At 42.8% G+C, this 12,193-nt stretch carries 10 protein-coding genes; 2 read left to right on the top strand and 8 right to left on the bottom strand.

Annotation, left to right across the window (positions count from 1 at the left end; all coding sequences use genetic code 11):
- Positions 1–31 precede the first annotated feature (31 nt).
- The 4 genes from HY58_RS17830 to HY58_RS17815 are packed head-to-tail and all read right to left on the bottom strand — an operon-like array spanning position 32 to position 5,735.
- The gene (locus HY58_RS17830; RefSeq protein WP_039135285.1) at positions 32–1,435 is read right to left on the bottom strand and encodes a hypothetical protein; all 1,404 of its coding nucleotides are present in this window, start codon (positions 1,433–1,435) and stop codon (positions 32–34) included.
- Between the two features lie 49 nt (positions 1,436–1,484).
- Positions 1,485–2,006 carry a hypothetical protein gene (locus HY58_RS17825; protein WP_039135281.1) on the bottom strand — a complete coding sequence of 174 codons (522 nt, stop codon included), beginning with the start codon at positions 2,004–2,006 and terminating at the stop codon, positions 1,485–1,487.
- Positions 2,007–2,014: 8 nt separating this feature from the next.
- Positions 2,015–5,203 (bottom strand): DUF5977 domain-containing protein, encoded by a 3,189-nt coding sequence (locus HY58_RS17820; protein WP_039135278.1) that lies wholly within the window; start codon positions 5,201–5,203, stop codon positions 2,015–2,017.
- Positions 5,204–5,216: 13 nt separating this feature from the next.
- Positions 5,217–5,735, bottom strand: a complete 519-nt coding sequence (locus tag HY58_RS17815; RefSeq protein ID WP_156123751.1) for a hypothetical protein — start codon at positions 5,733–5,735, stop codon at positions 5,217–5,219.
- A 243-nt stretch (positions 5,736–5,978) separates the two neighbouring features.
- On the opposite strand from HY58_RS17815, the gene HY58_RS19930 reads away from it, so the two are divergent.
- Positions 5,979–6,113 carry a hypothetical protein gene (locus HY58_RS19930; protein WP_256381594.1) on the top strand — a complete coding sequence of 45 codons (135 nt, stop codon included), beginning with the start codon at positions 5,979–5,981 and terminating at the stop codon, positions 6,111–6,113.
- Positions 6,114–6,328: 215 nt separating this feature from the next.
- Positions 6,329–7,462: an acyltransferase family protein gene (locus HY58_RS17810; RefSeq protein ID WP_052324269.1), complete on the top strand. Its 1,134-nt coding sequence runs from the start codon at positions 6,329–6,331 to the stop codon at positions 7,460–7,462.
- Positions 7,463–7,468: 6 nt separating this feature from the next.
- Here the strand turns inward: HY58_RS17810 and HY58_RS17805 are convergent, their stop codons facing one another.
- The 4 genes from HY58_RS17805 to HY58_RS17790 form a co-directional block, all read right to left on the bottom strand.
- Positions 7,469–7,942: a hypothetical protein gene (locus HY58_RS17805; RefSeq protein WP_156123750.1), complete on the bottom strand. Its 474-nt coding sequence runs from the start codon at positions 7,940–7,942 to the stop codon at positions 7,469–7,471.
- 13 nt (positions 7,943–7,955) lie between these two features.
- Positions 7,956–8,675: a lipoprotein signal peptidase gene (locus HY58_RS17800; RefSeq protein WP_039135330.1), complete on the bottom strand. Its 720-nt coding sequence runs from the start codon at positions 8,673–8,675 to the stop codon at positions 7,956–7,958.
- Between the two features lie 62 nt (positions 8,676–8,737).
- A complete protein-coding gene (locus HY58_RS17795; protein ID WP_039135270.1) occupies positions 8,738–11,212 on the bottom strand; it encodes a bifunctional UDP-N-acetylmuramoyl-tripeptide:D-alanyl-D-alanine ligase/alanine racemase in 2,475 nt (824 codons plus the stop codon).
- Positions 11,213–11,219: 7 nt separating this feature from the next.
- A complete protein-coding gene (locus HY58_RS17790; protein WP_039135266.1) occupies positions 11,220–12,173 on the bottom strand; it encodes a TerC/Alx family metal homeostasis membrane protein in 954 nt (317 codons plus the stop codon).
- Positions 12,174–12,193: the final 20 nt, after the last annotated feature.

The following is a 12,193-nucleotide window of genomic DNA, read 5'->3' as shown; positions in this document are numbered from 1 at the left end:
TAGGTTGGTTGGGATAAGGTTCGCATATTCTTCATTTGAACGTATAGCCGATTCTAAAAACCAATGGTTGTGTGCGCGGAACTTGCCGGGCCGAGAGAAAATCATATAGCAGGCGCGCATCGGATTGCATTTTACCTACTTTGAATTTTCGGGTAATACCCACAAGGGCACTCTGCTGCCAGTTGTCGGGTTGTTTGAGTAATGCCAGGTCCTCAATCCGGTTGCGATGATTTAACTCTGCTCCACCGCTCACCCAAAAGCTTCCTTTAAGTTTCCAGTCCAAAAAGCTTCTGAGGCCCATTCCTTCGTGGGTAAGCCGAACATGGCGCCAATCGCGCCCCAGGCCCAGCTTATAGCTGGCGCCAATACCCAATATGCTTTTTTGATTCAGCTTGTAGCCAAGGCTTAGTCCAAGGTCACTTGTTGTTGGAAAGTAATTATTGGAACGGGTGCTCTGCAGGTTACTACCCCACTCGAGCCGCTGCCAGAGGGATTTTGTTGTCTGTTCGTTGGTTTTGTATGCGGGCATTTCCCCTGCGTCACCCCACTGGCCTTGTGACAATTTATCTTTAAGGTTGCGCAGTTCCTGTTCTGCCTGACCCAGGCCCTGCTGCAACTGTGCCTGGGGGTTAGCTATGCCTAAACTAGAGCCCATTTGCGTTTGCAAGGCAGTGCGGGTTTGAAGGCCTCCAAGTCCTGTTAATGGAACCGTTGGATCCGGCGTTGGAAAAATGGCAGCAAAAGCACTGTGCTTTTCCATAAATGCTCTGAAAAGGGGAAGCCGGCTGGCATAGGATAATAATTTGTTGGCCAGTACATCCGGCTGATCCAGCCATTCCCTTGCCTGCCGCAGTTGTTGCTGGTAATATTGAACCTGTTGATGATAGGCTTTAAGTTCTTTGGCCAGCGGATGGTTGCTAAGCTGGGAGGCTATCGCTTGCCTACGTGCAAGCAAGGCCTGTTCGAGGTAAGTACTTTGGGTAAACTGAGCCTGAAGACGTTGGTATGCTTCTTTGGCTTGGGAAAGGTTTGAAGGAACTCCTTCAGCTATGTTGCTATTATCCAGAGAAAGAAATTTTAAGGTTGTTTGCAGACTATCCAGCCGTCCGTTATAAAAATGTTCCCGAGGGCCACTGGTAAGGCTATGGATACTGGCCTCAGCTTTCATATGGTTATAAACTGAATCGACATTACCAAAGAGTGATCTGGCTTGCAGGCTATCTTTTTTATACAACTTTCGATAGAGCTTTTTTTCTTCATTTTTAATCTTATCGAAGTATTTTGATCCTAATTTTTCCATCCTGGATTTTTCATTTAACGCCTTCTTTTTTAGCGTAGCTAAAAACCTGTCAGATATATTGAAACTATTTAACTGCTCGTTCAAGCTGCTGCTTTGGATAGGTTGTTGCGACCATAACTCAAAACTGAACAGCATTGATAAAATGGTTAATAACCTATGTATTTGACAACAATTTGACATGAAATTAATTAGCAGGTTGAATAGCTTGATTCTTATTAATAATGATAGACAATTTACCAGGGGACAACTGGAAAGAAGGAGGTAGAACACAATACAACTCACCTTCCTCATCAATAAAAAATTTATAACCTACTTGCAAAGTGGAAACTTCAAAATGACGGTTCAATACACGCCGGCTGAGCCATTGAAGAAGCCTGCCATTGGTAGTGTTGTTATCTGATGCACGTTTGCCCTTGACTACTCCAGTCAAAGAATCTAAACCGGAGCTGGCTTCCTGGCGTAAACTTTCCATTGGCAGAGAAATAAAACGAACTGAAGGATATTGCTGATATATGGTAGCCAACTCTTTGTATGATGAATCTGAAATTCCACCTGTGATCATTACGATTAACTTGCTTCCCTGCATTTTACTTAGCCCCACTATACTGCCAGATTCTTCTTCTATATTATAGGAATAAAGGTTCTGGGCAGAGAGCGCATAACTTGAAACAATAAAAAGAAATAGTATTTGGAATATTTTTCGCATAAATATGGTTAATAAGAAATTTCAATTGATCTGCAGGTGGAGTTAATAGGAATACTATAAAAAGTGTAATCATAACCACCACCATAGGTATAACAACCAGCAGTGTAAAAATACATCGTATCGAATCGGGTAGGCGTAATGCTAATGGTATAATTGCCTGCTGGAATACTACCTAACGTCACACCATACCCGTATGAGGAAGTAAAGTTGTAGCTGGCACCTGTTGACTCATTAAAGAAAGAGATGAAAAATGTTCCATTGGATACATTGTTGTTGCAAAGAAGGGAGACAGTACTTGAAGTACAAGCACCGTAAATATTTGCCTGTGCCTGTCCGTAGGCAGTCGCCTGGTTATTCGCATCGGCCTTGGATACAGTTGAACTAAACATACCCGCAGGGATATTTACATAATAGCTTCCCCCGGTGTACCCAGATGCACAATTGGATCTACTATATGTACCACTCTTGTCATCATTGTAAAAAGGGTCACAACTAACTAGTTGACCGGAATAATTGTAGCAGAATTTTTTAAGAATACTACGAGATTCATTTTTAACTAAATATAAATTGCCCATTGAATCATAGTCATAGTAAGTCAAATTTCCATTGTGGTCCCCCTCAGATGTAATACCAATTAATGGAGTATGGGTATATGTTCTCATCTGCGAATTTTCTGGATGAAGCCTGACTTCATCGATTTTACCAAGCCCTGCTAGGCTAATATTTGTGCTTCCATATATTTTATGTACAATTTTCTTCCATCCATTTATAGAGGTGCCAATCAAGGGATAACCTGTTTGAGTGCCGGATATATTTAAAGCAGTTTCTGACGAGGGGCGCCAATAAGTTAGATAATAATTCTTAGTTGCGATTACACTCTTGGTGATATTACCACCTGTTAAATCATAAACCATTTTTCCAGTTGGGGCAGATAAATCAATCGAACAGGTGCCATTAAAAAGCCATCCACCTTTTCCCTCAGCTTCAAAAGATGTATAAGCAATATCACCAATATCACTATTTGTAACCTCAGCTATTGGTAGCGTATTTTTGTAATCCCATAAATAGGAAATTATAACATCATTTTCCTTGGAAACAGAAATTGGTTTACCATAATCATTATAACTATGGAATCTTAGGATAGGCTTATAAGTATCGGACTTGAATTTCTTATAAACGCTTTGGGGATATATCTTCTGAATTGATGTACCTATGTTAATATACTCAGTTTTATAGCTATTTAATATTGAGCTATTTTTTGAATAGACTTCCTCATAAGGGAAATTGAGCATATTAATAGCTGCCATTTGATTATTTATAGGAGTATTATAATCGAATGGATATTTTGTAACTTTTGAGATTGTATCTCCTAATGAATTAATAGTAGCCTCCTTGGAAAGGAGGTTTTTTGAATTATATTCAAAAGATGTAGAGGTTCCCATAGAATCTCCATTTTCCAAAAATTGAATTGATATTGAATTCTTTAAATTCTTTACACCTGTAATGATTTGATAATTATCAAAAGTAAAAATGTTTGGTGTTGGCCCAAGTGGTACTCCGAAGCAGCACTGAAAAGTTGCATATTCCTCACTTCTAAGCGTAACGTTAGAAGTATAATCTGGATGATAAGCAGTAGTTTGACCAGTTTGAGGGAATGACAAATTACGCTGTATATGTAAACCTGTAATTGTATCTGTAGTAGTAAGGTTATAAATATTTATAAGCTCTTGAATTTTGTAATATTGATTGTTTAACTGTTTAAAAACTGTTTTAGAGATCAAACTGGGAGTTCTGTAATAATTAAAGTTCTTAATATGTTTTTTTCCAATTATTAGTGGAGATAAGGACGGCATACCATTTAATGCCCAAGGACTATAATCATACTTCAAAACAACTTTACCCGTATTAATTGAATTTGTTCCTTCGTATTCTGTCACTTCGTTATAAATAACTGGCCTCTGAAATAATTCTGACACTTCGGTATTTATGTCGGAACTAAAAGTTCTAATACGATAACTCCCCCCTCTATCTGGCGACCATATTAAGGGGGCACTGTTATTCATAAAACCAATTGACATCTCTTTAGACATGGTTGAAATATCAGGAAATGCATCAATTATCCCATATCCGTTTTCATTAACCCCATATTTATATTGTTTCTTATAAACCTGGCCGACGGAATCAGAATTGTTTATCTGCTGTATTCTTAACCCCGGCCCTTTTCTAGGAGTACCAGAAATGCCAAATAAATTTGCTAGATTATGTTCATAAATATATTCAGTATACCCACCAGTAGGATAAGTGATTTTTTTAAGAACCCCACTCTTTAGCCCCGCCAAATCGGGCTCTCTATTTGCAGATGGATTTCCTACATTTATTACGCCTGGCCCTCCTGATCCTACATAATACAAATTAGTATAACGGGGAACAAAATCATTCAAACCTGAATTGTTGTAATAGCCCCACCAATCCTGATGGCGTAAGTTTAATTGACCATTGGATGAGGCTAATGCATAATATTCGAATGCATATTTATTATTACGTGCGCCGTTCCTATTATTGAAAACAATAGAATCCAATTTATTTGTAGATGTGCCAATTTCCGATTGACTATAACACATAGATGAGTAAAACCTCATGTCTTTGATTACTTCATTATTTTTATTAACAACCTCAACACTTTGAATACGGGTATTATTGGGTAAATATTTAAAATTCATAACGTTACCCTTAAATTTTATTGAAGAAACACGAGATATAGAATATGTTTCAGAGGACTCATTTACACTGTATTCCGGATTTACTAATGGAAATTGCTCTTGAATCATATTCCATTGATCAATCAATGTTGCTGTTTGTGAAATTGTCGTTCTTACTTCACTAGCACCCAAATAAGTTAACGAAATGGTATCAACCTTATCATTTGAAATTATTTTTTCAAGAACCCATGCAGATCTTGCAGAATTCATGCTGCTAGAATAGGTCTCTCCTGGAATGAAAAAATACATAATACCCTTATCATCCGTAATGCTTATTGTGCTTAATTCAGTATCATTAAAATTAATGCTTACCAAATATGGTACTTGAGGAATCCAAACAGGTTTTTTTACATTATTACTATCCTCGAAAATTATCTTACCTGATTTGTCACCAATCGAATATGAGAAAATGTCATATTCTGAGTCCATCCATGGCATAGACCTAAATGAATTATCGGAAGGTACATGAGCTATGTTGCAAATAATTTAAATCATTATAATTCGATAAATTATTAACACGCAGTGGATAAGGAAATTTATATGTTCCCGTACTAAATGTTCCAAAATCTGGCGATCCATGAATTGTTCTTGATATCATGCCGCCAGCCGAAAGTGACCATCCTAATGCTACTGGACCATCTTTATCCCCTACTCTTCGACCAGAAGCATGATAATTAATTGAAATTGGCAAAGAAAGACTACCGCTATTTATAGTATATAATGGAATTGAAATTTGAGGTAACCCTGTTGAATAATCCATTGGATACTCTTGAAATTGAAATAAGCTGGAAGTGCTAGGTGAAGGTTTGATCAGTTGAGGAAGATCACCCTGTCCAAAACTAATTTGGCAGAAAAAAGAATAGAGGAAGATATAATAATACTTCTTACTTAACCATGACATCTTGCTACTTGATAATAGTTTCACAAAACTGGTCGTGTTATTGGAAATAGAGAATAAAAAATCTTTCATGCTTTTAGGTCATACATTAACGTTAGTCAAAAGTATATGGTAAACAAGTATGAAAAATACCATAAAGCGGGTATTGCGGATACCAAAATTAATTATTATATGCAGAACACTACTTTATAAGCAAAATGTGATCATTCACCTTGCGATGTGGTTAATATTTCCGAAGTTTCAAATAACTGATAAAGGGTTTTTCATTTTATCAATCCTTCCTAAAAAGTCGCCTTAAAACTGCCTTCCATCACATTGCGATCAACACCATCTTCTTTAACCAGCCCGGAGAACGTTCCGCTTACAGAGGTTGTGCTGAACTGGGTTATGCCGATGGTGAATCTTGGTAATACCCGCAATGCTATCACTCCCGTTGAAATGGAGTCGTGAGCTCAGTGAAAAAAGAAGCAAAACAAGATCCGCATGGAGGAAGCTAATAATTATGCGCTTGGAATTATGGGTGATGAATCCCATATGGTTGATTCCCGTAATTTTAAAAAGGCAGTAGGCAACAGTGAATAGGAGAATGTCTTTTGTTCATAATCGCTGAATTCAGACAAACGTTTGCACATCTTAGTTGGTAATCCTTTTCTTATATTAATAGGATGCAACCAACTGTCAACCGCACCCCTCCTGTTTCCCTCCTGCCTTCAAACCGACTTCAGTCGCTGGATGTACTGCGCGGCCTCATCATGCTTCTCCTTGCCGCCGAAAGCTGTCATCTCTATATTGCATTGAACGAAGAGTTTGCAACGGGCATCCCCAATGCTGTTGTTGAACAGTTCTTTCATCACCCATGGCATGGTCTCAGGTTCTGGGACCTGGTACAACCTGCTTTCATGACAATGGCAGGGGCCGCATTGTATATCTCCTTCTATAACAAATCCAAAAAAGGCATAACATGGGAAACCAATTTTCGTCATGTTGCTATCCGCTGTCTTAAACTCTTTCTGTTTGGTACAGCCCTTCATTGTATATATGCCGGTAAAATGGTTTGGGAACTCTGGAACGTGCTTACACAACTCGCATTCACCACTTTAATTGCCTATGCCATCATCCGTAAATCATCCCTGTTCCAGATCATATTCTCGATCGCTCTACTGATACTGACTGAATTCCTGTACCGCTTTGTTCTTATGCCCGGATTCGACAAACCTTTTACCCACTCAGAAAACTTCGGTGCATGGTTCGATACCATCGTGATGGGAAAGATCAACAGCGATGGATGGGTGGCTATCAATATTATCCCAACCGCTGCACATACCATCTGGGGGGTGCTTGCAGGGAAACTGATTATTTCAAAGGAGTCATCCGCTAAAAAATTGCAAACATTATTAATTGCCGGCCTGGTTGCCCTTGCAGCCGGCTACGCACTTGATTTGTCTGGTATAACGCCCATAATTAAACGAATCAGCACTTCCTCTTTTACGCTGGCATCAGGGGGATGGATACTGCTGATGATGGCATTACTCTATTATATAATTGATCTGAGAGGCTGGAACCGTTTTGCCTGGGTATTTGAAGTGATGGGCATGAACGCCATTTTTATATATCTCTTCTTTGAAACAGTAGGGGTGCAATGGCTTAATGGTGCTGTGGCCATCTTCACCAATGGATTTACCGGATTATTCAATACTCCCGAAGGCATACAGGCAATCTTTTCTGCCCTTATAACCCTTTTTGTAGAATGGTACTTGTGTTATTGGTTATATAAGAGGAGAATCTTTTTAAAACTATGATGCATTCTAAAAAGTCGCCTTAAAACTTCCTTCCGTCACATTGCGATCAACGCCATCTTCTTTAACCAGCCCGGAAAAGGTTCCGGCTACTGAAGTTGTGCTGAACTGCGTAATGCCGATGGTGAATCCTGGCGTTGCAGGATCGGTTTCATACTTGAAAGCGCCGTTTTCGATATAGAATAGCGCAGATAAGGGAGAGGGATAATTGCCCACCCCTACAGGGTCGCCCACCAGCAGCAGGGCTATATTTCCCTGGGTTCCGGAAGTGACTGTTCCTTCTATGGTGAGCACCTCGGTGCCATTGATGAGTTCAATAAAGGCAGTGTCAACCACCCCCCTGTATTCTGTTCCCCCTTCCACAAAGCGCCAGCTGTTATTCTGGTCTTCCACAATTGGCATCTCCTCAAGACTCTCCTCCTTGGTGCAGCCGGTAAAAGCAAGCACCATCATTGCCAGGATCGGTAAAAATATCTTACGCATAGAGTAGGTTTTATCAGGATACCTGAACATCGTCATTTACCCTGGTATTTGTTTCAATCGTTTTCCTTGTCGTATCAGCTTCGGGCTCCAGGAATCGTTTCTGGAAAACCAGCAATGCTATCACCCCCGCTGAAATGGAGGCATCGGCGATATTGAAAACCGGACTGAAAAATTCAAAGTCATCCCCGCCAACTATCGGAAACCAGCTTGGATAATGCGAGCGGATGATGGGGAAATAGAACATATCCACCACCTTGCCATGCAGAAATCCGGCATAGCCTTTTTCCGGGAACATCTTCGCCACCGATGTATAGGTACTCTCCTCAAAAATCAGTCCATAGAACATGCTGTCGATCAGGTTGCCAAAGGCCCCGGCAAAGATCAGCGCCACGCAAACGATGAAGCCGGTACTATGCTTCTTCCGCAGTATCTCGCGGATATACCAGACCCCGAAGATCACCGCCAGCATGCGGAAAAGGGTAAGGGCCATCTTGCCCCACTCACCACCAAACTTCCATCCCCAGGCCATGCCCTCGTTCTCCACGAAATAGATCTGTGCCCACTCGGCATTCTCGCCAAAGGGCCTGATACCGCGGTCGTAGGGGGTAATGGGTACATGCGTGGCATCCCAGTGATAACTCAGGGGCATATTCGTCTTCACCCAGATCTTAAGCACCTGGTCAACTACCAGGATCAGTACAATCAGTAAAATAACATTTCTCGCCTTTGCCATATTCATTGCTAAAGGGACAAAGATAACCGTTGGCGTGCATCCCGCACAATTGCAGCAGCTAACTAGTCCAGGTAATAAATTCTTTTAACTCTTTGGGAAACCCCCGTCATGATCTCATAGGGGATAGTGCCGGCAGCGGCAGCCAGCTCGGCCACCGGCAAGCCTTTGCCGAATACGATCACCTCATCCCCTTCTTCTATTCCGTCGATGCCCGTGATATCGATCATCGTCATGTCCATACAGATGCTGCCGATCACCGGTGCCAGTTGATTGCCCACCAGCATGCTGCCCCTGCCATTGCCCAGCACGCGGGGATAGCCATCGGCATAGCCAATGCGCACCGTGGCTATGCGCGTTTGCCTTGCCGCAACACCTCTCCTTCCATAGCCCACTGTTTCTCCGGGTGCCAGTTCTTTTATCTGCGCGATGGTGGTCCGGAGGGTGGATACTTCCTCCAGCCTCATGGCTGATGATGCAGATGGATCTACGCCATAGAGGCCGATGCCCAGCCGCACCATATCCATCTGCCATTGTGGGTGACGGAAAATGGCTGCCGTGTTTTCTATATGCTTCAGGAAGCTGTGATCGAGTACCGCTGCAATACGTTTTGTGGCTGCCTCAAATAGCTCCACCTGCTGGTGCGTAAATCCATCATGTTGCGGATCCTCACTGGCGGCGAGGTGACTGAAAACGGATTGGATCTTGAACCAGGGCTGCACAAGCAGTTGCAGCAGTTCTTTTATATCTGCTTCCTCAAATCCAAGCCGGTTCATACCTGTTTCCATTTCGAGGTGAACGGGATAACGGGTGATGGCCTGCTGGCGGATATAGGCGGCAAAACGCTTGTATAACTGTAATGAATAGAGTACGGGCTCGAGGTTGAATTCCACCAGCGCATCAAAGGCTGAGGGCGATGCATTCATCACCATGATGGGCATATCGATGCCTGCCTTGCGAAGTGCCACACCCTCATCGGTATAGGCCACCGCCAGGTAATCGACACCATGGAATTGCAGCAGGCTGGCGATCTCATAACTTCCGCTGCCATAGCTGAAAGCCTTTACCATGGCCATCAGCCGGGTTGAGGGCTGTAGCAGTTGCTGGTATTGCTTAAGGTTCTGCAGCATGGCATTGAGATTGATCTCCAGGACCGTCTGGTGTACCTGCATCTCCAGCAGCGCAGAGATATCTTCAAAGGAAAACCGCCTCGCACCTTTGATCAGGATGGTCTCATCCCGGAAATGGATCTCGGGTGCATGGGCAATGAAGGAGGCTGTTTCGGGATAACTGTGCACTTCTAATGCAGCCGCTTCAAACACCGCTTTGTGGGCGCTTATGCGAGGCCCGATTGCGAACAATTTTTTCACGCCATGATGCTGCAGGAGCATGGCAACTCTCTGATATAATTCTTCTTCCGGCATGCCTGTTTCAGGGATATCGGATAATATAACGGTTTTGGTCAGGTGCTGTTTCTGCTGCGCTAAAAAATCGAGTGCAATGATCAGTGAACTGAGGTCGGCGGAATAACTGTCATTGATAACCGAACAATGGTTAATGCCTTCCTTCATCTCTAGGCGCATACCCACGCTATGTAGTTGAGCTATTCTTTTTGTGATCAGGTCGGCAGGCAGATCCATGTATAGCAGGCAGGCGCAACATGTGAGTGCATTCTCAATGGAGGCTTCATCGGTAAAGGGAATCCTTAATGCAAAGGTTTGATCCTGATACCTGATGGTACATTCAACACCGGTTTCATCTGCTCCGGTTCTGCTCACCTGCATGGTTGCATCCCCTTCAAAGGACCAGCTGAAATAGAGGCAGTCATCCCGCCTTATTTCGTTTACATATTCATCTGTTAATCCATGATCGCGCTTGTAAATGATGACCCCGGCACTATGGAAAAGCTTCCATTTTTCTTCCAGCTTTTGACGGAGGGAGCTAAATCCCTCGTTATGCGCTGCACCTATATTAGTTAAGATTCCTATAGTTGGCTGGATGATATTTTGCAGTGCCAACATCTCTTCTGTCCGGGAAATACCGGCTTCGAAAATACCCAGACTATGCAGGCGCCCCATCTGCCAAACGCTGAGTGGAACGCCTATCTGGGAATTGTAGCTGCGGGGACTCCTTACAATATTATGATCTTCTTCCAGCAGCTGGTTAAGCCACTCTTTTACAATGGTCTTGCCATTGCTTCCGGTGATACCGATGACCGGGTAGCTAAACTTTTTGCGATGCGCTGCTGCCAGTGTTTGTAAAGCTATGAGCGTATTCTCTACTAAGAGCAAACTGGCGCCGGGAAAGGTTTTCGGGTCCATCTCTTCACTCACCACAAAGCAGCGGACGCCCTGCTGGTACAGCCTCCCGATGAACTGGTGGCCATTCCTGCTTTCTGTTTTCAGGGCAAAAAAAACGGTGCTCTGTGGGAACAGCAACTTGCGACTATCGATCAGCAGATGTGAAATGGTAGCGCTCCCCGCCTGCCGTTGCCAGCGGGCACCAATTATAGCAGCGATATCAGGGATGGTATACTGCACGGTAGGTTTATTCCTTCTTGTTATCGGCTAACTCATTCTCAAGTGCCTTATTGGCCACACTCATGGAGTAAACGATTGAAGTGCCGATACAGAGCACGATCACCAGTAAGGAAATATATACCGGCACTTTAATATGGAAGATCTCGGCCAGCATTTTAAGTCCGATGAATACAAGCACTACGGCAATGCCCTGCTGCAGGTAAGCGAATTTGTTCACGGCTCCTTTTAGCAGGAAGAACAGTGATCTTAGTCCAAGTACCGCGAAAATATTAGAAGTATAAACTACCAGCCTGTTCTGCGAAATAGCAAATACGGCGGGGATGGAATCGAGTGCGAAAATGATATCGGTGGTGGCGAGCATGATCACCACTACAAACATGCTGGTATAATAGCGCTTGCCATCCTGCACGATAGAATACTTACCCCCACCATCATGCGCAACAAGTGGCAGCACGCGTTGCAGGAATTTGTAGACGGTATTATCAGACATATCGGAGTCTTCATCCTGCTTGGCCGTGAACATCTTGATACCCGTGTATAACAGCAGCGCGCCAAATACATAGAGCAGCCAGTGGAAGCGTTCTATCAGCACGATACCAACGGAGATGAAGATGATCCTGAATACGATTGCCAGGATGATACCGATCAGCAATACCCTGGGCACATATTGTTGCTTCACGCCAAAGAATCCGAAGATGAGAATAAACACGAAAATATTATCGATGCTGAGCGACCATTCCATCAGGTAAGCGCTTACATATTCAAGTGCGATGGTCTTGCCGTCTTCAAACCAGAGAAATATAAAAAATCCAAGTGCCAGCGATACCCAGAAGATGGTCTGGTAGAGCGCTTTTTTCATCGTGATCTCGGTGGTAGATTTACTCATCAGTCCCAGGTCAAAAACAAGGGCTATCAATACTACCACGCCAAATACAATGTAACTAATTTGTTCAGGTGTCATTCTTATCGGTTTCTATTCTC

The organism is Flavihumibacter sp. ZG627 (assembly GCF_000814325.1).
GTDB lineage: Bacteria > Bacteroidota > Bacteroidia > Chitinophagales > Chitinophagaceae > Flavihumibacter.
This window is presented reverse-complemented; position numbering and strand designations above follow the sequence as displayed.